This window comes from Marinimicrobium sp. ARAG 43.8 (assembly GCF_050113635.1).
In the GTDB taxonomy this organism is placed as follows: Bacteria; Pseudomonadota; Gammaproteobacteria; order Pseudomonadales; family Cellvibrionaceae; genus Marinimicrobium.
Genome location: NZ_JBNJLT010000005.1, coordinates 315282 through 337501, shown reverse-complemented (window position 1 = coordinate 337501; position 22220 = coordinate 315282). Strand labels below are relative to the sequence as shown.

The following is a 22220-nucleotide window of genomic DNA, read 5'->3' as shown; positions in this document are numbered from 1 at the left end:
GTGGTGGGTGGTACAGGAGTCGAACCTGTGACCTACGCCTTGTAAGGGCGCCGCTCTACCAACTGAGCTAACCACCCCCGTTCAGGAGACGCGTATTCTAATGAAACGGAGGCTGAGGTCAAACCCTTTTTTGGTAAATCCTGAAAAATCTTTACTGACGAATTTATGGTCGGTTCCTCGCCATGCTTTGAAAGGGCTTGTTATACTCTGCGCTCGCAAATTCTAAGTAGGAGGGCGTACGCCTTGAGGTCTTTGGTTTGGGCATGGTGTCGGGCATGGTTGTCCTTTGGGTTGTTGGTTCTACTGCCCTGGCTGGCGGCTCAGGCAGCGGTGGACGTCAGGGAGTTTGACAGCGAAGCCGACCGGCAGCGTTATCAAAGCTTTATCGATGAAATGCGCTGCCCCAAATGCCAGAATCAAAATCTGGCCGGCTCCGATTCGCCCATCGCAAAGGATTTGCGCGATCAGGTCTATCGTATGATCGAAGAAGGGCGCTCCGATAAAGAGATCGTTGATTTCATGGTGGATCGTTACGGAGAGTATATTCTGTACCGGCCACCCTTGAGTGCCTCTACGCTGGTGTTGTGGCTCGGACCCGTCGTGTTGCTGCTGCTGGGCATTGTGGTGTTGATCTGGATCGTGCTCAAGCGCCGCACCAACCTGTCCAATAACGCCGCTGATACAAAGACCCTCACTGAGGCTGAGCGCGAACACCTGGACCGCATCCTGAAATCCTCCGACGATGAGACTTCCGAACGATGATGGCACCCTTATGGTGGGGCATGGCCCTGTTAGCCGCTTTGGCCCTGGCTTTTTTCCTGTGGCCGTTACGCCGTCGCGAGGCCGGCTCGCGGGTGGAGCGTCTGCGTCGGCACTCGCTGGAAACCAATATCACCCTGTTCCGGGAGCATCTGGCCGAGCTGGAGGCGTCCAGAGACGCCGGACGACTGTCCCAGGAGGCGTTTGAACAGCTGAAACTGGAGCAGGAGCGGGCGTTGCTGGAAGAGGAGCGCCAGTTGGCGTCCAGCCGACCACTGAAAGGCCGTGCACTGCCCGGCGGGCGAGTGTTGGTCGTGGTGGCGCTGCTGGGAACCCTTGGCAGTGTTTTGCTCTATCACGAGCGAGGCGCCAGTGAGGATGTTGAGTTGCTGGCGCTGCAAACCCAAAAAGCGTTGGGGGATAATAACGACCTTCGCAATGACCGCCGGCCCGATCCGGCCAGAACCTGGGCTGTGGTTGAGCAGTTGCAGCAGCGGGTAAAAGAAAACCCCGAGTCGGTACAGCACCTGTTTTTGCTGGCTAACTATACCCGTGAACTGGGGCATTATGACCAGGCGGTGGATCTGTATGAGCGTATCCTCAGCCTTCAACCTGATTCGGCACGCATCCATGCGGATTTGGCGGAAACCCTGTTTATTCGCGATGACAATCGAATCGGGGAGCGTGGTCGGGCGCTGGTTGCCGAAGCCTTGCAGCTGAATCCTGAGGAAACAACGGCGCTGGGGTTGGCAGGTATTGATGCTTTCAGTCACCAGCGGTATCAGGAAGCCATTGATTACTGGGAGCGGGCGATCGCGGTCATGGACCCGACCTCGGGTAACGCGATGGCGTTCCGTCGCGGCGTCAGTCGGGCCCGCGCCGCACTGGGAGAGGGTGCACCGGAAGCGGACACGGCCCCCACTGCCGACGGAGGCGTCGCTCTGACGCTCGATGTCAGCCTCGGGGATGACGTCGAGGTAAAGGGCGACGAAACCGTGTTCGTTTACGCCAGAGCCTGGAATGGATCGGCCATGCCCCTTGCTATTCAAAGACTTCAGGCCTCTCAGTTGCCATTGTCCATTACTTTAGATGAAACAATGGCCATGTCGCCCGCCGCTTCGCTGGCGTCGGTAGAGACGGTAGAACTGGTCGCACGACTGTCGAGAAGTGGCGATGTCGCCGCTCGCCCCGGTGATTGGCAGGCGACGCTGGGCCCTGTGGAGCTTGCCGATGCTCCCGAAAAACTAACGCTGGTCATTGACGAACCCATCGCCGACTAGCGCAAATCCGTGTAGAATTTCCGCCTTTGCACCAGCCTGTCGGCGCATGGCGGAGAGGCGGGAAAAGTCAATAATTTCAATGGGCTAGCATGCTGGCCTGCGATTAAAAACCGAGTGATAAGGACTTATGCGCCTCAAGTGTATCAAGCTGGTCGGCTTCAAATCATTCGTTGACTCCACGACGGTCAATTTCCCCAGCAATTTGTGCGCAGTGGTGGGCCCGAATGGTTGCGGCAAGTCCAACATTATTGATGCGGTGCGCTGGGTCATGGGTGAATCGTCCGCCAAGAACCTTCGCGGCGAAGCCATGACCGACGTCATCTTCAATGGCTCGAATGCCCGCAAACCGGTAGGGCAGGCGTCGATCGAACTGGTGTTCGACAACACGGACAAGACCGTGCAGGGCGAGTACGCCGCTTTCAACGAAATCTCCATCAAGCGCAAGGTCACTCGGGACGCGCAGAACATCTATTACCTCAACGGTACCAAATGCCGGCGCCGTGATATTACCGATATCTTCCTGGGCACCGGCCTCGGCCCCCGGAGCTATGCCATTATCGAGCAGGGCATGATTTCCCGGTTGATCGAGGCCAAACCCGAAGAGCTGCGTGTCTATATCGAAGAGGCCGCGGGTATCTCCAAATACAAGGAGCGCCGCCGCGACACGGAAAACCGCATCCGCCGCACCCAGGAAAACCTGGAGCGCCTGACCGATATCCGGGACGAACTGGAACGCCAGCTGAGCCGGTTGCAGCGCCAGGCCCAGGCGGCTGAAAAATACACCGAGTTCAAAAAGGAAGAGCGCCAGCTGAAGGCGCAACTGCAGGCGCTTAAATACCGGAACCTGGACCGGCAGGCCAAAAGCAAGCAGGAGACGATTCGGGACCTTGAGCTGCGCATGGAGTCCTTTGTTACCGATCAGGTCAGCAAAGATACCGAGATCGAGAAGTGCCGCAGCCAATATACCGAACTTCAGGACAAGTTTAACGAAGTTCAGGGTCGATACTATGCCATTGGCGCTGATATCGCCCGTATTGAACAAACCATCCAGCACGCCAAGGAGCGCAGCCGTCAGTTACAGACGGACCTGGATCAGACCGAGCGGGATCGCCGCGAGGCCAATGACAGCCTGCAGTTTGACAAAGAGAAGGCCGAAGGCTGGGAAACGGAGCTAATGGAGATCGAGCCAGAGCTCGAACTGGTGCGCGCGGCGGAAGAGTCGTCCGGTGATGCGTTGCAGGCGTCCGAAGAGGCGATGCAACACTGGCAGAGCGAGTGGGACGCCTTTAACCAGCGTGCCGCCGAGCCTCGCCAACGGGCGGAGGTCCAGCAGTCACGCATTCAGCATCTGGAGCAGGTGCAGCAGCGCTTATTGCAACGTATTGAGAAACTGAAAGAAGAACGCTCCGGGCTGCAAGTGGGCGCCGACGATGAAGAAATCGAGCAGTTGAACGAGCAACTGGCCGAACTGGACTTGGTGGTCGAGGAAAAGCGCGGCCAAAGCGAAAGTCTTGGCGAGCAATTGGAAGCCCAGCGCGAGACCAATAACCGCCTGGCGGATGAACTGGATCAGGCGCGCAGCAAGCTGCAAAGCCAGCGCGGTCGCCACGCTTCGCTGGAAGCCTTGCAGCAAGCCGCGCTCGGCGAAAAGAGCAAGGCCGTCGCCAACTGGCTGGATGAACACCAATTAACGGACCAGCCCCGTCTGGCCGAAACCCTGACAGTCTCTGACGACTGGGATACCGCCGTCGAAACAGTCCTGGGTAATAGCCTTCAGGCCGTTTGTGTCGATGGTCTGGACGCTGTCGCCACCACACTGGCCAATCTCAGCCAAGGCGAACTGGTGTTAATGGATACCGCCCGCCGAACGCAAGCGGTTACCGGTGAGAAAGCCCCCCGACTGCTGGACAAGGTTCAGGCCGACTGGGATTTGAGCGATCTGCTCCAGGGTGTTTATCTGGCGGACTCACTCAACGACGCTTTGGCGCTGCGCCCTCAGTTGAGCGCGGGAGAATCGGTGATTACTCGCGATGGTATCTGGCTCGGCCCGCAGTGGCTGAAAGTCGCCCGCGATACCGATGCCAGTGCCGGCGTGATCGCCCGTCGACAGGAACTGGAAGAGCTGGACGCGACGATCCATGAGCTGGAAACCGAGGTCAGCCGTCTCGATGAGGCGCGTGCCGAAGGGCGCGAAGCGGTCCGCCGCCTGGAACAGGAGCGCGAAACCGCCCGGCGCGAGGTGGACGAGCAAAATCGGCGTGCTGGCGAGCTGCGTGCTCAACTGAGCGCAAAACAGGCGCGCATCGAACAAATCAGCGTGCGCCGGGAACGAACCGATACCGAAATTCGCGAAGCGGGCGAGCAACTGGATCAGGAGGCCGAGCAACTGGCCGAGGCACGCATGATCCTGAGCGACGCCATTGAATCCATGGGCCAGGACACCGACGAGCGGGAGCGACTGCTGCAGGAGCGGGACCGGATTCGCGGTGGCCTGGACGACGCTCGCCAGAAAGCCCGTCATGACCGGGACAAAGCGCACGAACTGGCGATGCGGGCCCAGTCGCTGAAAACCCAGTTGGACAGTATCCGCCTGGGCATCGCCCGACTGCAGGAACAAACGCAACGTCTCGAAGAGCGCCGCGAGCAATTGCTGGAAGCATTGGGGGAAGCCAGCGACCCGGCGGAAGAGCACCAATTGGAGCTGGAAGCCAATCTCGACAAGCGTCTCAGCGTCGAGGCGGAGTTGACCGAAGCCCGCCGTTCGCTGGAGGATGTGGAGCAGACATTGCGCTCAGCTGAACAGGCCAGAAACCGGGCCGAACAGGAGGTTCAGGCCGTTCGCACGCATTTGGAGCAGGAGCGGCTTGCCGCCCAGACGTTCGAAGTGCAGCGCTCGGGGCTTGCCCAGCAACTGGCAGAAGAAGAGTTCGATCTGGAGGCGTTGTTATCCGAGTTGCCCGAAGACGCCGAACTCAAGCCGCTGGAGTCTGAACTGGAGCAAGTGGCGGGCCGTATTGCCCGTCTCGGGCCGATCAACCTGGCGGCCATCGACGAATATCACACCGAATCTGAGCGCAAACAGTACCTGGACGCCCAGGACGAGGACCTCCGAGAGGCTCTCGAAACCCTGGAGAATGCGATCCGCAAAATTGACCGTGAAACCCGGACCCGCTTCCGGGAGACCTTTGATGAAGTCAATCGGTCATTGCAGGAACTGTTTCCCAAAGTCTTCGGTGGAGGCCATGCCTATCTGGAACTTACCGGCGAGGATCTACTCGATACCGGTATTACGATCATGGCCCGCCCGCCGGGCAAGCGCAACAGCACCATCCATTTGCTGTCAGGGGGAGAGAAGGCGTTGACCGCGATCGCGCTGGTGTTCTCAATCTTCCGTCTGAACCCGGCGCCGTTCTGTATGCTGGACGAAGTGGATGCGCCTCTGGACGATGCCAACGTGGGCCGCTACGCACGCATGGTAGAAGAAATGTCGGCGCACGTGCAGTTTATTTATATTACCCACAACAAGATTGCCATGGAGATGGCGCACCAACTGATGGGTGTTACCATGCACGAGCCGGGCGTTTCCCGCCTGGTGACCGTGGATGTGGACGAAGCGGCCGAACTCGCGGCTGTGTAACTCACTGGGCGAGAATCTGACGGATTAACTGACCGGACAATATTATGGGCGACTGGCTGACGATACTGATTATCTTGCTGATCCTCGGGATTCTTCTCGATGGCTGGCGGCGTATGCGTAATGCCCAGAGGGATTCCCTGAAGGTTTCCCGCTTCATGGGCCGTGCGAGCTCCACGACGAGTCATCGGGACCCAGCGGTGGATTACGGAGCGGAGCTGCCCAACGGTGGCGCTCGCGTCGTGGCCTATCGTGAAACCCCGGAAGATGAACGACCGTTTCATCGCGCGCCTGTGGATGAGCTGGACGATGACACTCACATTGAGGACTCCGGTCAGTCCTTCGATACGGAAACATTCGAGACAGAGGAACCCGAGCCGCCTCGCTATGAGGCCAGGCCTGCCGATAGCCGTGGGCGAATTCCTGAGCAGGTGGCATTGAATCTCGATGAGTCGGTCCCGCTACTGATGGAAGCTGAAGAATCGGCAAGCCCGGCATCGGGTGAACACGATGCTCGCATTGAGCCGACGCTGGACGGGGGCGGCGAGTGGGACGAAACCCCGGAACCGTCTGCCGCACCGGAACCAGCGCCCGAGCCTGCCAGAACAAAAGCGACCTCTAGCCCACTGGAACCGCGTGGCGCCCAGCCGTCACCGGCTCCGTTTAAATCGGAACCCCAGGCTAAACCGGAGCCCGGCCTCAAGCCAGAATCCAAGCCCAGGCCGGAATCCAAACCCAAGCCCAAGGCGGAACCCAAGCCGGAAGCGGGGCGCCCGGCGCCCCAGCCGGAAGAGGTCCTGGTTATTAACGTAATGGCACCGGCCGGAGAACAGTTTCGCGGTGATGCATTGCTGGATGCCGTTATCGATGCAGGTCTGCGCTTTGGCGATATGAACATTTTCCACCGTTATGAACGGCCCAGAGGTGGCGGTGCCATCCTCTTTAGTCTGGCGAACATGGTCAAGCCCGGTGTTTTCGACCTGGATGCCATGGACAATTTCACCACGCCCGGTATCAGCCTGTTCATGACCCTGCCGCTGGAGCGTGCGGTGGAACTGGCCAATGTGGACGTATTTGAGGAAATGCTGGAGGCCGCCCGTTCCATTGGCCAGGCCCTGGGCGGGGAACTGAAAGACGAGAATCGCAGCGTGCTCACCCGGCAGACACAGGAACACTGTCGGCAACGCATCCACGAATTTGAACGCAAGCAACTGTCGCGCGCGCCGCACTGAGGCGCGCCGCCACCCCGCAGTCATTGATCCGCAGGAACGACCGCCACATGGCCAACTCCCACTCTGCCATACCGGCTGAGCAAAGCGCCCGAGCCCAGGAGCTTCGTGCGACCCTTCAGGAGCACAATTATCGCTATTACGCGCTGGATGACCCGGATATCCCCGATGCGGAATACGACCGGCTAATGCGCGAACTTCAGGCGCTGGAAGCGGAATACCCGGCGTTGATCACCGCTGACTCGCCTACGCAGCGGGTGGGGGCCACGCCCCTCAGTGCATTCGCCACGGTCACTCACGAACTGCCCATGCTGTCTCTGGACAACGCGTTTAACGAGGAGGATCTGGAGGCCTTTGATCGCCGTGTGCGCGATCGTTTGCAGGACAATGCTGAAATCGAATACGCCTGTGAACCCAAGCTCGATGGCATTGCCGTCAGTCTTTTATACCGCGACGGTTTGCTCGTGCGCGGTGCCACCCGAGGGGACGGCACCCAGGGCGAAGACATTACCCAGAATGTGCGCACCATTGACTCGATCCCCTTGCGCCTGCGCGGTTCGGGCTATCCCGATGTGCTTGAAGTGCGCGGCGAAATCTATATGCCCAAGGCCGGTTTTGAACGCCTGAATCAGACAGCTCGCGAGCGGGACGAAAAAGGCTTTGTGAACCCGCGCAACGCGGCAGCCGGCAGCCTGCGACAGCTGGATGCGCGTATCACCGCCCAGCGCCCGCTGGAAATGTGCGCCTACAGCGTGGGTTATGTTGAAGGCGGCGCCTTGCCCGGCAAGCATTCGGACATACTGGCATCGTTGCGCGAGTGGGGACTGAAGATCAATGGCGAAATTGACACCGTCAGTGGCGTGGCGGACTGCGTCGCCTACTACCGTAAAATCGGTGAAAAGCGGGCGGCTTTAAATTACGATATTGACGGTATTGTCTTCAAGGTCAACCGCCGCGACCTCCAGGAAGAGCTGGGGTTTGTTTCCCGTGCGCCGCGCTGGGCGATTGCCTGCAAGTTTCCCGCGCAGGAAGAAATGACGCTGCTGAAAGGCGTGTCGTTTCAGGTAGGCCGCACCGGGGCCGTTACGCCCGTGGCGCGGCTGGAGCCGGTGTTTGTCGGCGGGGTGACGGTGTCCAATGCGACGCTGCATAACGCCGACGAAATCGCCCGGCTGGGCGTCAAGATTGGCGATACCGTCGTCGTGCGCCGCGCCGGTGATGTGATTCCGCAAATTGTGTCGGTGGTGACCAGTAAACGACCCGACGACGCAGAAGCGATTACCTTCCCTGATCGATGTCCGGTATGCGAGTCCCCGGTCGAGCGCGTGCCTGGCGAAGCGGTGGCCAGGTGTGACGGGGGCTTGATCTGCCCCGCACAGCGTAAAGAGGCCATCAAACACTTTGCCTCGCGCAAGGCGCTGGATATCGACGGGCTTGGCGACAAACTGGTTGAGCAACTGGTGGATCGAGATCTGATACACGCGGTGGCAGACCTGTATACTCTGACTCGCGATCAGCTGGTCAGCCTTGAGCGGATGGGCGAAAAATCCGCGGATAATTTGCTGGCGGCGCTGGAAGCCAGCAAGCAAACCACCCTGGCCAAGTTTGTCTACGCGCTGGGCATTCGTGAAGTGGGCGAAGCGACAGCGCGAAATCTGGCTCAGTATTATGGCTCTCTGGATTCCCTGGCCGACGCTGACGAAGAAAACCTCCAGAAAGTCGAGGACGTCGGCCCGGTGGTCGCGCATTTTGTGGCTGAGTTTTTTGCCCAGCCGCACAATCGCGAAGCCGTGGAGGCACTGAGATCGCAGGGCGTTACCTGGTCGGAAGCCGCTCCGATTGATCGCGATGCACTGCCATTGGCTGGCCAGACGTTTGTCCTGACCGGCACGCTGGAGCAACTGACGCGAGACGAAGCGAAAGAGCGGTTGCAGGCGCTGGGGGCCAAGGTGGCAGGCAGTGTCTCCAAGAAAACCGACTACCTGGTAGCCGGTCCGGGGGCGGGCTCCAAACTGGCCAAGGCCGAAGAACTGGACGTCGACATCATGGATGAAGCGGGGCTGATGTCGCTATTGCAACAATGGGAACAAACGTCATGAAAATTGTGGTTGTCACCGCCGTGCTGGCGCTGGGACTGTTATCCGGTTGTGCCACGGCGCCCCCGAAAAGCAGCGATAATATTTGCAATGTGTTTGACGAAAAACGCGGCTGGTACAAAGATGCCCGGCGTTCAGAGCGGCGCTGGGGATCGGATATCGCCACGTTGATGGCCATCATGTACCAGGAGTCGAGCTTCCGCCCCAAGGCCAAGCCGCCGCGCACCAAAATTCTCTGGATTATCCCGGGGCCGCGTCCCAGCAGTGCCTATGGGTATGCGCAGGTAAAAGATGAAACCTGGAATGAATACCAGAGGTTAAGCGGTAACCACTGGGCAAGTCGCACGCGTTTTGCCGATGCCATCGATTTTATCGGTTATTACAATACGCAAAGCAACGAACGGCTCGGCATTGGCAAGAACGATGCCCGCAACCTGTATCTGGCGTATCACGAAGGGCACGGCGGCTACCAGCGCCGCACCTACAATCAGAAAGCCTGGTTGGTGGGCGTGGCCAACAAGGTGGGCAGCCGGGCTAAACGCTACCGCGAACAGCTCGACGGTTGTGAGAGACGCTTCAAGGGTCCCTGGTGGTGGCCGTTGCGCTGAATGAATTTTTGCTGTGTCTGAGTCGTGTAAAGGAGCGGCTATGGATCAGGAATCCATTGTGTATGGTTGTATCAAAGATGTGGCGTACGTGCCTTCCGGTGACGGACGTTTGCAAGTCAATCGCGAGGCCATGCTGACATTGCCTCATGCGGATGACTGGCCGTTTCTGTCGCAGGAAATGTTCTCCATTCCGGCGGTATCGGCTGGGGCCGGACATTACCAGACGGAAGTCATGCACTTCGGTGCGTCCTATAAGGCCGTGGAGTACGAGTGGGATCAATGGATTGCTCAGTTTGAAGATTTGTTGAGTAAAATGTTCTGGGTATCGGCCACCGTGCACCTGGAAACGGAGCTGTCCGGCGTACATACCTTTACGTGGGAATCGACCGCTAATTATCATGTGCCGGGCTCGGGCGATATGCAGGTTCGCTGCGAGTGGAATCACGAAGGCTCACTGTCGCTGTAAACCAGAGGTAACCATGACGCATAACACCGTTCACCCCGATTTCCGATTTCGTCGTCTGCGGCGCACCGCCGCGCTGCGCGAGCTGGTGCGTGAAACGCGGCTGACGGCCAGCGACTTTATTCTTCCGCTGTTTGTGGAGGAGGGGATTGACGAGCCTGTGAGTATCGCGAGTATGCCGGGCGTGGTTCGTTACCCGGAGGCGCAATTGGCGAGTCGGGTGAAAACCGCCTGGCAAAAAGGCATTCGCGCCGTGTTACTGTTCGGGGTGTCCCGGCACAAAGACAGTGAAGGGGCGGACACCTGGAACGATGAAGGCCTGATGGCGCGCATGATACGCACCGCGAAGTCAGCGGTGCCGGAGATGTGTGTCATCAGCGACAACTGCTTTTGCGAGTACACCGATCACGGCCATTGCGGAGTGGTTCACGAACACGATGTGGACAACGACGCGACCCTGACGAACTTGCAGAAACAAGTGGTGACGGCGGCGCGTGCCGGCGTGGACGTTATTGCTCCCTCGGGCATGCAGGATGGTATGATCGCCGCGATTCGACAGGCGCTGGATGAGGCCGGTTTTGCCCACCTTCCCGTAATGTCCTATTCCACCAAATTCGCGTCCGCGTTTTACGGCCCTTTTCGCGATGCGGTGGACAGTAATTTTAAAGGCACTCGCGCCAGCTACCAGATGGACCCGGCCAACCGGCGCGAGGCACTGGCGGAATCGCTGCGCGATCTGGAAGAGGGCGCCGACATTCTGATGGTCAAGCCCGGGCTGGCGTATCTCGACATCCTGGCGGATATCCGCGCGCATTCCGAGCGTCCGCTTGCGGTGTATCAGGTCAGCGGCGAGTACGCGATGATCAAGGCGGGCGCTGCCGCCGGAGTGATCGATGAACAGGCGGTGGCGCTGGAAAGTTTGCTTGCGTTCAAGCGAGCCGGTGCCGATCTGATCATTACCTATTATGCGGAGGCCGCCGCCGAGTGGCTCTCCAACTCCTCCGCTGAGTGGCTCTCCAACTCCTCCGCTGAGTGGCTCTCTGATTCCTGAGGTTCCCATGAAAACGATTTATGCATTGATGGTCATCAGTGTGCTGATGATTGCGCTGGGTGTGTTTCTCATCATGAGCCAACCCAGTGAACCGCCGCAACCCAAGCGGGACATTGGCCTGATCCCGGCACTGCCGGAAAGCGCGAACGAGATTCCGAAGCTGGAAGAACGCGCGGAGCCCGGTTCGGAGGCGTGGTGCGAGCAAATGATGAACGTGCCTAACAACGATTGGACGGAGGACGATTCCCGCACCTTCGCCAAACACTGCATTTACGACTGACCCGCGTGTTCTTCTCCGAGGAGCGTATGATCTCAAACGACACGTTACAGGCTCGTTTTTACCAGCTTCGGACGCACAAAGCGTTCGAACTGTTTGTGGTTGGGATCATTATTTTTTCCGCGCTGGTCATCGGCGCGAAAACGTACGATATTCCACCGCTGGTCTCCAGCCTGATTGTGATCACCGACTGGTTTATCACGCTGTTCTTTTTGGTCGAGATCAGCATCCGGTTTATGGGTGAGCCGCGCAAAAGGGATTTCTTCAAGTCCGGCTGGAACGTGTTTGACACCTTGATTGTCGTGGTCAGTCTTATCCCGATCGAGGACAGTGAACTGGCGCTCGTGGGCCGATTGGTTCGGGTGTTCCGCGTGTTAAGGATGGTGTCCATTATTCCCGAGCTGCGCACGCTGCTGATCTCGCTGTTGCGGGCTCTGCCGCAACTCGGCTATGTGGCGTTGATGATGTTTATCATCTTCTATATTTATGCCGCGATTGGCAGTATGTTTTTTGCCAGTGTCAATGAATTTCTGTGGGGCGATATCGCTATCAGCATGCTCACCCTGTTTCGAATCATGACGTTTGAAGACTGGACCGATGTCATGTACGAGACCATGGAGCACTATCCCCTCAGTTGGGTGTTTTATGTGACGTTCATCTTTTTATCGGCGTTCGCGTTTCTGAATATGATTATTGGTATTGTCGTGAACGTACTGGACGAGCAGCATCGCAAGGAGCGTCAGGAAGAGGGCGAGCCGACGTTGCGAGAGTTGCAGAGTGAGCTTCGGGAGCTCAAAACGATGCTTAGAGAGACGAAGCACTGACGCGATTGCGACCCGCCTGCTTGGCCTGATACAGCGCCCGGTCGGACCGCTCGATGATCGATTCGCGGGTGTCACCAGGGCGATAGTGCGCGAGGCCCAGACTCAAGGTCATGTCGAGCAGTACGCCGAAGCTCTCCTGCTCGATGCTCAACCGCAGTTCCTCGGCCAGCGTGCGCGCGTCGGTGGGGCTGGTATTGGGGCAGATCAGTAAAAATTCCTCGCCACCCCAGCGACCCAGGCAGTCGGTGCTGCGCAGCCGCTGACCGAGGAGACGGGCAACCTCCACCAATATACGATCCCCGGTTCTGTGTCCGTAGCGGTCATTAATGAGTTTGAAATGGTCAATGTCCATCAGAATGACGGAAAGCGGGGAACTTTGCCGGGTTTGCAGATCAATCTCCAGGTCCAGCATTTCGTCGGTCCGAACCCGGTTGTAAAGGCCGGTCAGGGCATCGGTAATGGCCAGTTGCTGAAGTTTCTGGCTGGTCTGCTCCAGATCGCGAGTGCGCTCTTGCACCAGGCGCTCCAGAACCGCCCGGCGTTCTTCCAGCTCTTTCAGCGGGTAACCCTCTCCGTTGCCTTGGGCCTGGGAAGGTTGGGACAGATGCTTGTGCTCCAGCAGCCATTGACCGTGTTGCTGACAAAATACCAGTGAGAAACGGATGTTGAGCAAGGCCACCGATTGAGACAAGTGATTGAAATGCCAGTCCATTTCTCCCATGACCACTCCGGCTTGCTCGCCCAGCGGCTGGGCCTGAATGGCTTTCAAGCTGTAATGAATCGGCGTCGGCATGGCATCGATGTCGGCCTGGTACAGGTCCAGCGCGTGCGCCAGGCTGTAGACCTGCTCTTGGGCACCGGTTCCGAAGCCCGTCAGGCGGGCACTGGCCAGTACCGACGAGCCCTTGGCATCGCGCTTGTGAAGAAACGTGTCCAGGTAATGGCGGGCGGCGACCAGCAGAGACGCCACCTGCACGGCGTCAGGGCTCTCGTCTTCCAGGGCGGAGTGGCCCGTGTTGTCAAATCCCAAACGGTCCAAGACAACAGTCTCCAAAAGCGTTGGGTCCATGAGGTGGTCGGGTCTCAGTGTCATTTGGTCTAAATGTCGGGGTTATCGGGCGATAGCGATATTCGTTACTATGGCATCTTAGCCCACTCCAGCCAATTGTTAAACTCTGTAAGCCAATGGTTGGGGTGTGATGGTTTTAAATGAGGAGTTGAATGTGAGTCAAGCGGACAAAATTCTCGAACGCCTGGAGGCACTGGTGGGCCGGGTGGAGGAACTGGTGCCCCAGCGGACCCCGTCCCCGGACTGGGGAGCGCAAGCGTTTCGCTGGCGAACGCACAATGGACAGGGGCGGTTGCAGGCAGTGCGCCATCCGCACCGAATCGGGCTTGAGGCCTTGCAGAATATCGACCTTCAAAAAGAGCGTCTCGTTCGCAACACCCAGCGCTTTGTGGAGGGCAAGCCGGCGAATAACGTGCTCTTAACCGGCGCTCGCGGCACCGGCAAGTCGACGCTGATCAAGGCGGCCTGGAACGCGTTCTCCGCTCGCGGCCTGAAAATAATCGAGATCGATAAGGCCGACCTTCCTTACCTGACGGATATCCTCACGCTGCTGGAAGAGCGGCCCGAGCGGTTTATCATTTTCTGTGATGATCTGTCCTTTGAAGAGGGCGATATCAGTTACAAAGCTCTCAAGTCCGCGCTCGATGGCAGTATTGCCAAACCGTCCGATAATGTATTGTTCTACGCGACCTCCAACCGTCGCCACTTATTGCCGCAAACCATGCGCGACAATCTGGATGTGAGTTACGAAGAGGGCGAGCTGCGTCCGAGTGACAGCATTGAGGAAAAAACCTCCCTGTCGGATCGTTTCGGGTTATGGCTTAGCTTTTACCCATTCAGCCAGGATGAATATCTCGATGCCGCCCGCTATTGGGTGGTGCAATGGGGTGGGCAATGGAACGACGATACCGAGCGACAAGCGTTGTTGTGGCATCGCACCCGTGGCGCACGCAGCGGTCGCGTGGCCTGGCAATTTGCCCGGGACTTTGTCGGAGAGTAAAAAATCAGTCGGTTGTGAGAGGGGTTTTCAGGTTCTTACAATTTAGCCACACTCCGGTACAAAGGCTTACAGTTTCCGCCGGGTTGCTTTGCTAGAGTGATTTTATATTGCCTTTCTGGCTTATAAAAGTCTGACTCACCCAAGGAAACCCTGTATGCATAAGTCACTTCTGGCGGCGGGCGCGCTGGCTTCAACCCTGTTGCTGACCAGTGGCCCGGCTGCGGCTACGATTGTCGAAATCGAGACCTCCCTCGGTAATATTCAGGTCAACCTCTACGATGAGAGCACTCCGAAAACCGTGGCAAATTTCCTCTCGTATGTGGAAGGAAATTCCTACGACGGTACTTTTATTCATCGTTCCGTTCCCGGTTTTATCGTACAGGGCGGCGGCTATCGTTTCGATGCCGAGGGTGAGGTGCCGGAAGAAATCGAGACGGAAGCCGCAGTAGTCAATGAGCCGGAATGGTCCAACCGCCAAGGCACGATTGCCATGGCGAAAGTGAGGGGTCGTGTGAACAGCGCAACGTCGCAGTGGTTCTTTAACCTGGAGAACAATCACACCAATCTGGATCAGCAAAACGGCGGGTTTACCGTATTTGGCGAAATAATCAGCGGTATGTCTGTAGTGGAAGAAATAGCGGAGCTGCCTCGTTTTAATTACGGGAGCGTGTTTACTGACTTACCATTGCGGAATTACGACGAAGACGATGCCGATAATAAAGTGCCGCTTTCATCCGATCATTTTGTGGTAGTGCTCTCCGTGAATGTGATCGATGATCGAGAGGATTCCGCCGCCGATCTCAATCCGGTGCCCAACACGCTGATTGATCAAGTGGATCAGGGCGGGGGTGGCGGATCGTCCAGTGGTGGTGCAATGGGCTGGTTCAGTTTGCTGGGCCTCGCGGGGCTGGGCTGGATTCGCCGCCGAAGCGTCAAACGCACGGTCGTGTAGACGCGAACGGTGACCAACGAAGCATGAAGCAAAAAGGGCAGATACCTTGGTATCCGCCCTTTTTTTCGGAAAAAAGCGTGCGCACTATACTTTCATGGAGTCGAATACTTCCACTTTTTTCCACAGGTGTGAGCAGTCTTCCACAAATTTCACATGGATCGGGTGATCCTGGTAAACGTTCTGTCCCTCTACGTCATCAAACAACAACAGTTCGGAAACCTGATAGCTGTTGTTGACCACGTCGCGTTTTTCGGTGGAGGCGGGTACGCCAATATGAATGCCGCGAACGGTTTCAATTTGTTCAAGCGTTTTTAAACCCTTGATCAGCGCATCGCGATCTTCCTGGGAATCCGGGTTTTTCAGCCAGAAGAAAACCGTGTGAGTCAACGGGGGAACCTTGACCATACCGGAGTGGTTTCCGTGGTTGTGTGCCTGCGCGGCACCAGGGATGACGGCGGCGGCGCCCAGGGCCGCTGCGCCGGTGAGAAATTGCCGACGATTGGGGTGTTGTTCTGTCATTCTTGAGAATCTCCTTTATGGATGCCAGTATCGGTGAGAATCACCAACTGATCTTCGGGTTGAAAATCCAGTGCGGTTTCCCGCGCGGGATTCAGGTGCAGACGCCGACCATCAACAGCGTGAGCGTAAAAAACCCCCATGGCGGTTTCCCCTCGCTCCGCGGCCAACCGTTCCAGTTTCCAGAACGGCAATGCGCCTCCAATGCTGTATTCGGCCGGGCTGCGAAACACAATTTCGGCCCCGCCGACGGTAAATAGTTCATCAAATACGGCTCTTAGTTCCGGGCGCAGCGCGACCTGAGCTAACAGGTGGCTAAGCACCAGAGGGCTAATCAACATTTCCGCGCGCTGTTGGCCGAGTAAAATCGCGTTATCCGGATCGCTCAGTTCCAATAATATTTGCGGCGGGTTCTCGAGGTGGCCGATATGCTCTTCAATAATACTTTGCCCAACAATCGCACGCGCATCCGCTTCCTCACCGCTGGCCAACAAATCACTGCTCATCAGTGTGATGCCGTCGTACTGAGCCAGGTCAATATCGTGCAGTTCACCCTCCTGCATGAAGTCCGTTTCGATGTGACGGCACGAAACGCGAACCTGTTCTGGTTGGTAGCGTTCAATCAGGGTTCGACGTTCTTCCGCAGGCACGATGGAAACAATATCGAGGTCGAACTGATATTGCTGGTAGCTCGCCAGCTCGTGAATCAGTGCCGGGAGGCGCGCACTCCATCCGAGGATCAGTATCCGTTTGCGATAGAGCCGCCCAGTGGGCAGGAAGCGTGGGTCAGGGGCCTTGCGTTCTACGGTTTCGAGGCGTCTCTGTGTGGCGCTGCCAGGCTCGGTGTCCCGAAAGTCGAGCGCCATCATGACCACTTTGTCCCTCTCGCCAACCTGGGTGTTGGAAGGGGCGTTGAGGCGTACATTCCAGCCGCCGTTTTTCTGTGGACTGAGCATGCCGCAGACCAGCGCCCGAGGACAGCGCGTAGCAATCGCCGCGAGTGTCTCGCCCTGAAAGTGTTGTCCGCTGCGTACATACAATTCATTGCCGCTCTGGTCGGTGAGCAGCTCGTTATACAGAGCGGACAATCCGGGGTGGAGCAGTGTCTGTGCGATCAGGCTGGCAATCATCGCGTCGCCGGCGACAACTTGCAATGGTCCTTCGTAGGCACGCTGAGCGATGGGCACCTTGCGCAAATCCTGAATTTCCGCCACGACGAAGGGGCGTTTTACACCGCGTGCACGCGCCTGGGCGTTCAGGGACATCAAGGCTTTAATGGTTTCCACATCCGCGCTGACCAGGCTGTCCTGTTCGTGCGAACGGCTGGGAATAATCACAGCGGCGGCGTTGAGACAGGCGGCTCTGTGCAGGGCGTCGGGCTGCAAGGCACTCCCGGAGCGCAGTACGATTTGACGAGCCTTGCGACCGATCTCTGGATCGTTACGCAGCAACTGGGCCTGTTCGGCCGACATGTCTTCTGCCAGCACCACCAGTTTCAGTCTGGAGCGGCTTCGGCCCAGCAAATGGCTGCGCATGGAATCAGAGGCGCCGACCAGTTCACGAATCAGGGGCAGGGTGCGGCTGCTCCAGCCGAGGATAACCACGTGGTTGCGGTAGGCCACGGGGGTGAGGCCACGTTCCAGTTCTGTCATTCGGTTAATCAGCGAGCGGGTGAGAATGGCCACCAGCGCGCCCATGAACACGACATAACCGCTTAACGTCAGGAGGGTAGAGACGAAGCGTACCCAGCTTCCTTCGTCATCGCCGAGATAGCCGGGATCGGTCAGGCGCAGAAAGGCCCACCAGATGGCATCGGCAATGCTTTTGCCTTCTCCGGCGGGGAAGGTCAGCAGCCCGCCGGTAATAGAGATCAAGGCAATAATGGCGCCCACCACCAGCAACTGGAAGGGGCCGCCTTTGACGAACTGACGTTCCACAAAAAACTTCAGGCGATCAATAAAACGTAACGGAGGCAGCATGCAGGTTCCTGTCCTTTTATGTCTTTAGACTCGGCTGTCAGTATAACGGTTTTTCCGTTCCATCCAGTTTAGCACTGCCACGGTCAAAGCCGGCAACATGGTGAGTGTCACCACCGTCGCTCCGATAATGCCCGCCATGACGATGACGCCGACCCCGCGGTAAAGCTCGCTGCCAGCGCCGGGCAGAAACACCAATGGTGCCAGCCCGACTATGGTCGTAATCGTAGAGATGGCAATGGGGCGCAGGCGCGAGGAAACCGCCTCCTGCACCGCCGCAATGGCGGTCATGCCTTCTTCCTTAAGATTACTCAGCGCCCGGTGAACAATCAGAATCGGATTGTTCACCACCGTACCCATCAGGATCAAAAAGCCCAGCATGGAGATCATGTCAAACGGCTGACTGATGCGCCCAAGCCCGAGCGCACCCATGGCGGCGCCAACGAGATTGAGCAGCGCGAGTCCGGCAATGCCGCCTGCAATGCCCAGGGGAATGGTGGTCATAATGAGCAGCGGGTAGCCCCAGTGCGTGAAGATTGCCACCATCAATAGATAAACGATGATCAGCGCGACCAGGTAATTGCTGCTCAGCGCGGCACGGGTCGCATCGAGTTGATCAGCGGCACCGGAGATGTTGAGCGTGACTCCGGTGGGGACCTCGCCGTTATCCTGCAAGTGGCGAACGATTTGCTCACGCACGCGCTCCACCCCCGTTTCCAGCGCCACGGAGCGGGGAGGAATGATGTACAGCGTAACGGTTCGACTGCCATCCAGGCGTCGAATCGAGCTGGTGTCAACGGTTTCTTCGATACGCGCCAGATCCGATAGCGGCAACACGCCAAAGCCGGGCACGTGCACGGCAATGTTCTGCAAGGTATCGACTTGCGCGCCCGGCCCCTGCTGGTTGTACAGGTACATATCAATTTTATCGTCGGCCAGAAAGAACTCGTTCACAAAGGCACCGTCGGTCAGAGCCGACACAGTGAACCCGATATCGTCAGTGGTGAGGTCGAGTTCGGCGATGCGTTCCCAGTCTGGCCGTATTTCCATCAGCGGTTGGGCCAGCGACAGGCTGGATGGCATGGTCTGGATGCTGGGGTTGTCGAACACCTCTTCGGCGCGGGCGTAAGCGGCACGTGCCACCTGGAACAGGTCGGCGAGATTGGGCCCGGAAATATCCAAGTTCACACTTCGGGTACCGCCATCGTTACTGCTGATGATCGACCCCCGGGTGGCGAACGAACGCATACCGGGATAGGCCTCGTAGCGCTCCACGAGAACCTCCATCAGTTCATCGATCATGGCCGGGTCTTTGGTCTCGGTAATGATTCGCAGGTTTTGCGGCGTAATTCCCATGTTGATGTACGCCATGGCCGGTACATCTTTACCACCGCTGGCATTATCAGCACCGGTATAGTCGCCGGGCTCAGCGTCCACGTAGGGCATGAGCGCTTCCTGCAACTCCAGGCCAATCGCTTCCATGGTTTCCAGATTGTAGCCCGGCGGCGCGTTCATTGACGCAAACGTTTTGGGCTCTTCGCCCTCGGGGAGATACTCAGCTGGTGGGGTTAGAAACACCACGATAGCCCCGCTGACCAACACCGTCGTAATCATGGTGATCATACGTCGGCGCGAGTGGGCAATCAGCCATTCAATACGACGGGTAATGGCGGCTTGCACCGGGTGTGGTGTATTGGGATCACTGCCGGCATCGTCGAGGGAAAGGCGGGCACTGGCGGTGGGAATAACGGTGATGGCCACCAGCATGGATACGAGAATAGATGCTGAGATGGCGATGGCGATATCGGAATAAAGTTGACCGGCTTCCTCCGCAATGAAAACCACGGGCAAAAAGACCATGACGGTGGTCAAGGTCGAGGCCAGCACAGCGGGCCAGACTTTTTGTACACCGCGCACAGCCGCTTCCAGTCGTTTCAAACCTTTGCGTCGTTCGAGTTCAATACTCTCCAGCACCACAATGCTGTTATCCAGCGTCATACCGATGGCAAAAGCGACACCGGCGAGGGAGATCACGTTGATCGTACGGCCTGCCAGCAAAAGGCCCAAAAAAGCGGCAATGGTACAGATGGGAATGCCGACCACGCCCAGTGCAGTGGCTCGGAAGGAGCGCAAGAACACGTACATAATCGCCGTTGCCAGCAGCGCCCCGAGGATCAGGTTTTTCCAGACGTTGAAAATTGAATCGCGGACATAGCGCACATCATCGGAGGTCAGTTGCAGCTCCATGCCCTCCGGGTTGAGCAGATCGCCATTGATGAGATCAATCTCGGACATCATTGCATCTTTGATGTCGATGACATTCGAACCGCTTTCCCGGCGGACCGACAGAGTGATAACCGGACGGCCGTCGACGTAGGATTTTTCGCGAATCTTGAAGTGATCCAGTGTAATGTCGGCAACATCGCCAAGGCGAGTGATGCTGTCGCCCTGGCGAGAGAGAATCAGATTCTCCAGATCCTCCAGCTCTTCAAAGCGTCCCATGGTGCGCAACAAATAGCGTCGCTTGCCGCTTTCCAGCTCACCGCCGGAAATATCGCGGTTGCGTGCCCGAATGGCGTCGCGAACCTGACCGGGTGCCAGCTCTCGTTCCGCCAGCCGGTCGGCATTGAGGTGAATCTGGATTTGTCGCTCGGCGCCGCCGCTGACGTTGACTTCCGACACACCGGGTACACCGGACATTCTCGGTCGAACATTGTCCTCGACGTAATCGCGCATCATATCCATATCGAGATCGCGCGGATTGCCCTCCAGCGGCGAGACCCGGAAGTACATGAAAGCGTTGGCCGAGAAGGATGTCGCGAACACACTGGGCTCGTCGACATTCTCCGGGTAGGAGGGCACCTGGGTGAGGGCATTGTTGACACGAATCAGCGTTTCATTGATATCGACGCCGAAGGGAAACTCCAGCTCGATCTGCGCGGAACCAAAATCCGCCGTGCTCTGCATTTCCTGTAGGTAGGGAATGTTGCGCAGGTACTCTTCCTGCTCAATGAGAATTTCTTTCTCAATATCCTGGGGAGTGGCGCCGGGCCAGGTGGTGCGAATGGAAATGGTGCGGACTTCAAGGTCCGGAATCATTTGGACGGGGATGCGCAGGGCGGCCAGTATGCCAAGTACGCAAAGAATCAGGACGGTGACGGTAACCAGAATACCGTGACGAACGATGTGTGCAAACATCAGCCAGCTCCATCCCGTGATTCGCGGGCGCTGACGCGTTGCACCATGACCGTTTGTCCTTCCCGCAGCGCTTCATTACCCCGGGTAATGACCACATCGCCGTCGGAGAGGCCGGAGCGTATCTCCACCCAGCCATCGGCGCTCATGCCGGTGGTGATGCGCTGCTCGGTCACATTGCTCTCGGCCCCCTCTGAGCCACTTTGCGCGACCCACACGGTGATGCGGCCATCGGGGTATCGGATCAGTGCATCTCTCGGCACGGCGAGCCCGGTGCGTTCGGTATCCAAACGAAGTTCCCCGGACGTGGCCATGCCGGGAATGAGCAGCGGGGATTCCTTGGGCGGATTCACACGCAGCAGGAAAGTGCGTGATCCGGGCTCGCTCAGCGGGACTTTACGGTGAATCTGTCCCACATAGGCGTCGTTCGGGTAGGCATCAAAACGCAAGGCGACCTCGGCGGACTCGGCGATCTGCGGGAAATAGCGCTGCGGCACCTGAAAGTGGATTCGCAGGGACTCGCTGGCCACCAGCTCCAACAGTGGGTCACCGGGGGTTACCCACTCGCCGATATCGATCTGTCGGCTGCTGACTACACCATCATAAGGTGCTGTTAACTGGTGACGCTCAAGTTCGGCCTCCAGTCGGCGTAGTTCGGCGGCCGCCGCGTCGCGGGCCGCTGTTTGGCCTCGCTGCTCGGCTTCGAGCGCGCGAATGTCGCTCGCGGCATAGCCCCATCCCGTAGGGCCTGCGCCTCTTCAAGCCGACGAGTGCTGTCTTCGCGCTGGGCGGCTACCTGAGCAAGAGCGGCCCGTGCACGGTCGCGGTCAATCGCCACCAGCTCGTCGTCCAGTGTCATCAGTACATCGCCTTCGCTTACGCGGTCACCCGTGTCCACCGCCAAGGTGTGTACCAGCCCGGCAACTTGCGCGGACAACTGGGATCGCCGTTCGGCAGTGACCGAACCGGTGAGTGGCACCGTATCAATCAGCGGCTGCTCGAGCACTCGCACGGCTTCCACACGCGGTCCTCCCTGACTTTGCGCCAGAGTTTCCAGCGGCGCCAGCACCGCCAGCAAACTGGCGCCGAAAGAGCGCCGCGCGGTGCGGGAAAGGGCGCGGGCCAGGACCAGCGGGGCTCGTAAACAGTGAGGGAACTTTGTGTGTCGGTGGAGTCGGATAAAGAATCGGTGCGAAAGCGGTTTGCCGCGCGCTACCGTGCAAATCTGGGACATGCGTTTACGTCTCCACCTATAGGAAATGCTTATACACAAGGGCTCAGGATACAGGGA

18 protein-coding genes and 1 tRNA gene are annotated in these 22220 nt (G+C 58.1%); 12 read left to right on the top strand and 7 right to left on the bottom strand.

Annotated features, from left to right (window positions below; genetic code table 11):
- Window position 1: 1 nt before the first annotated feature.
- Window positions 2-77: transfer RNA gene (locus ACQCLF_RS12180), tRNA-Val, on the bottom strand.
- Window positions 78-291: 214 nt separating this feature from the next.
- Here ACQCLF_RS12180 and ACQCLF_RS12175 point away from each other — a divergent pair.
- The 10 genes from ACQCLF_RS12175 (at window position 292) to ACQCLF_RS12130 (ending at window position 12221) form a co-directional block, all read left to right on the top strand.
- Window positions 292-762: a cytochrome c-type biogenesis protein gene (locus tag ACQCLF_RS12175; RefSeq protein WP_426987619.1), complete on the top strand. Its 471-nt coding sequence runs from the start codon at window positions 292-294 to the stop codon at window positions 760-762.
- The gene (gene ccmI, locus ACQCLF_RS12170) at window positions 759-2039 is read left to right on the top strand and encodes a c-type cytochrome biogenesis protein CcmI (protein ID WP_426987617.1); all 1281 of its coding nucleotides are present in this window, start codon (window positions 759-761) and stop codon (window positions 2037-2039) included. The genes ACQCLF_RS12175 and ccmI overlap by 4 nt, the downstream gene beginning before the upstream one ends.
- Window positions 2040-2166: 127 nt before the next feature.
- On the top strand, window positions 2167-5676 hold the full coding sequence (gene smc, locus ACQCLF_RS12165) for a chromosome segregation protein SMC (protein WP_426987615.1): 3510 nt from the start codon (window positions 2167-2169) through the stop codon (window positions 5674-5676).
- A gap of 44 nt (window positions 5677-5720) precedes the next feature.
- On the top strand, window positions 5721-6905 hold the full coding sequence (gene zipA, locus ACQCLF_RS12160) for a cell division protein ZipA (protein WP_426987613.1): 1185 nt from the start codon (window positions 5721-5723) through the stop codon (window positions 6903-6905).
- A gap of 47 nt (window positions 6906-6952) precedes the next feature.
- Window positions 6953-9001, top strand: a complete 2049-nt coding sequence (ligA, locus tag ACQCLF_RS12155) for an NAD-dependent DNA ligase LigA (protein WP_426987611.1) — start codon at window positions 6953-6955, stop codon at window positions 8999-9001.
- Window positions 8998-9606 (top strand): transglycosylase SLT domain-containing protein, encoded by a 609-nt coding sequence (locus ACQCLF_RS12150; protein WP_426987609.1) that lies wholly within the window; start codon window positions 8998-9000, stop codon window positions 9604-9606. Before ligA ends, ACQCLF_RS12150 begins: the two co-directional genes overlap by 4 nt.
- Before the next feature lie 40 nt (window positions 9607-9646).
- Entirely contained in the window at window positions 9647-10072 is a 426-nt protein-coding gene (locus ACQCLF_RS12145; protein WP_426987607.1) for a hypothetical protein, read from the top strand.
- A 13-nt stretch (window positions 10073-10085) separates the two neighbouring features.
- Window positions 10086-11120 (top strand): porphobilinogen synthase, encoded by a 1035-nt coding sequence (hemB, locus tag ACQCLF_RS12140; RefSeq protein ID WP_426987605.1) that lies wholly within the window; start codon window positions 10086-10088, stop codon window positions 11118-11120.
- A gap of 7 nt (window positions 11121-11127) precedes the next feature.
- Window positions 11128-11400, top strand: a complete 273-nt coding sequence (locus tag ACQCLF_RS12135; RefSeq protein ID WP_426987603.1) for a DUF3012 domain-containing protein — start codon at window positions 11128-11130, stop codon at window positions 11398-11400.
- A 26-nt stretch (window positions 11401-11426) separates the two neighbouring features.
- Window positions 11427-12221 (top strand): ion transporter, encoded by a 795-nt coding sequence (locus ACQCLF_RS12130; RefSeq protein ID WP_426987601.1) that lies wholly within the window; start codon window positions 11427-11429, stop codon window positions 12219-12221.
- Here the strand turns inward: ACQCLF_RS12130 and ACQCLF_RS12125 are convergent.
- The gene (locus tag ACQCLF_RS12125) at window positions 12202-13275 is read right to left on the bottom strand and encodes a GGDEF domain-containing protein (protein WP_426987599.1); all 1074 of its coding nucleotides are present in this window, start codon (window positions 13273-13275) and stop codon (window positions 12202-12204) included. The two genes, ACQCLF_RS12130 and ACQCLF_RS12125, sit on opposite strands and share 20 nt — an antisense overlap.
- 169 nt (window positions 13276-13444) lie before the next feature.
- Between ACQCLF_RS12125 and ACQCLF_RS12120 the strand changes: the two genes are divergently transcribed.
- Together ACQCLF_RS12120 and ACQCLF_RS12115 are read left to right on the top strand one after the other, a co-directional pair.
- Window positions 13445-14290: an ATP-binding protein gene (locus tag ACQCLF_RS12120; protein WP_426987597.1), complete on the top strand. Its 846-nt coding sequence runs from the start codon at window positions 13445-13447 to the stop codon at window positions 14288-14290.
- 154 nt (window positions 14291-14444) lie between these two features.
- A complete protein-coding gene (locus tag ACQCLF_RS12115) occupies window positions 14445-15242 on the top strand; it encodes a peptidylprolyl isomerase (RefSeq protein ID WP_426987595.1) in 798 nt (265 codons plus the stop codon).
- Window positions 15243-15326: 84 nt separating this feature from the next.
- On the opposite strand, the gene ACQCLF_RS12110 is transcribed toward ACQCLF_RS12115, so the two are convergent.
- Genes ACQCLF_RS12110 through ACQCLF_RS12090 form a run of 5 tightly spaced genes read right to left on the bottom strand, consistent with a single transcriptional unit; the run spans window position 15327 to window position 22163 of the window.
- Window positions 15327-15761 (bottom strand): Dabb family protein, encoded by a 435-nt coding sequence (locus tag ACQCLF_RS12110; protein WP_426987593.1) that lies wholly within the window; start codon window positions 15759-15761, stop codon window positions 15327-15329.
- A complete protein-coding gene (locus ACQCLF_RS12105) occupies window positions 15758-17737 on the bottom strand; it encodes a CASTOR/POLLUX-related putative ion channel (RefSeq protein WP_426987591.1) in 1980 nt (659 codons plus the stop codon). Before ACQCLF_RS12105 ends, ACQCLF_RS12110 begins: the two co-directional genes overlap by 4 nt.
- A 24-nt stretch (window positions 17738-17761) precedes the next feature.
- The gene (locus tag ACQCLF_RS12100; protein WP_426987589.1) at window positions 17762-20932 is read right to left on the bottom strand and encodes an efflux RND transporter permease subunit; all 3171 of its coding nucleotides are present in this window, start codon (window positions 20930-20932) and stop codon (window positions 17762-17764) included.
- Complete coding sequence (locus tag ACQCLF_RS12095; RefSeq protein ID WP_426987635.1) at window positions 20932-21645, bottom strand: efflux RND transporter periplasmic adaptor subunit; 714 nt, start codon at window positions 21643-21645, stop codon at window positions 20932-20934. The genes ACQCLF_RS12100 and ACQCLF_RS12095 overlap by 1 nt, the downstream gene beginning before the upstream one ends.
- Window positions 21543-22163, bottom strand: a complete 621-nt coding sequence (locus ACQCLF_RS12090) for a biotin/lipoyl-binding protein (protein ID WP_426987587.1) — start codon at window positions 22161-22163, stop codon at window positions 21543-21545. The genes ACQCLF_RS12095 and ACQCLF_RS12090 overlap by 103 nt, the downstream gene beginning before the upstream one ends.
- Window positions 22164-22220 lie beyond the last annotated feature (57 nt).

Bases quoted from the DNA above. Each gene is read 5' to 3' on its own strand.
- ligA (WP_426987611.1), top strand. From the start codon at position 6,953: ATGGCCAACTCCCACTCTGCCATACCGGCTGAGCAAAGCGCCCGAGCC.
- smc (WP_426987615.1), top strand. From the start codon at position 2,167: ATGCGCCTCAAGTGTATCAAGCTGGTCGGCTTCAAATCATTCGTTGAC.
- hemB (WP_426987605.1), top strand. From the start codon at position 10,086: ATGACGCATAACACCGTTCACCCCGATTTCCGATTTCGTCGTCTGCGG.
- ACQCLF_RS12110 (WP_426987593.1), bottom strand. From the start codon at position 15,761: ATGACAGAACAACACCCCAATCGTCGGCAATTTCTCACCGGCGCAGCG.
- ACQCLF_RS12135 (WP_426987603.1), top strand. From the start codon at position 11,128: ATGAAAACGATTTATGCATTGATGGTCATCAGTGTGCTGATGATTGCG.
- ACQCLF_RS12130 (WP_426987601.1), top strand. From the start codon at position 11,427: ATGATCTCAAACGACACGTTACAGGCTCGTTTTTACCAGCTTCGGACG.
- ACQCLF_RS12150 (WP_426987609.1), top strand. From the start codon at position 8,998: ATGAAAATTGTGGTTGTCACCGCCGTGCTGGCGCTGGGACTGTTATCC.
- ccmI (WP_426987617.1), top strand. From the start codon at position 759: ATGATGGCACCCTTATGGTGGGGCATGGCCCTGTTAGCCGCTTTGGCC.
- ACQCLF_RS12115 (WP_426987595.1), top strand. From the start codon at position 14,445: ATGCATAAGTCACTTCTGGCGGCGGGCGCGCTGGCTTCAACCCTGTTG.
- zipA (WP_426987613.1), top strand. From the start codon at position 5,721: ATGGGCGACTGGCTGACGATACTGATTATCTTGCTGATCCTCGGGATT.
- ACQCLF_RS12090 (WP_426987587.1), bottom strand. From the start codon at position 22,163: ATGTCCCAGATTTGCACGGTAGCGCGCGGCAAACCGCTTTCGCACCGA.
- ACQCLF_RS12100 (WP_426987589.1), bottom strand. From the start codon at position 20,932: ATGTTTGCACACATCGTTCGTCACGGTATTCTGGTTACCGTCACCGTC.
- ACQCLF_RS12105 (WP_426987591.1), bottom strand. From the start codon at position 17,737: ATGCTGCCTCCGTTACGTTTTATTGATCGCCTGAAGTTTTTTGTGGAA.
- ACQCLF_RS12145 (WP_426987607.1), top strand. From the start codon at position 9,647: ATGGATCAGGAATCCATTGTGTATGGTTGTATCAAAGATGTGGCGTAC.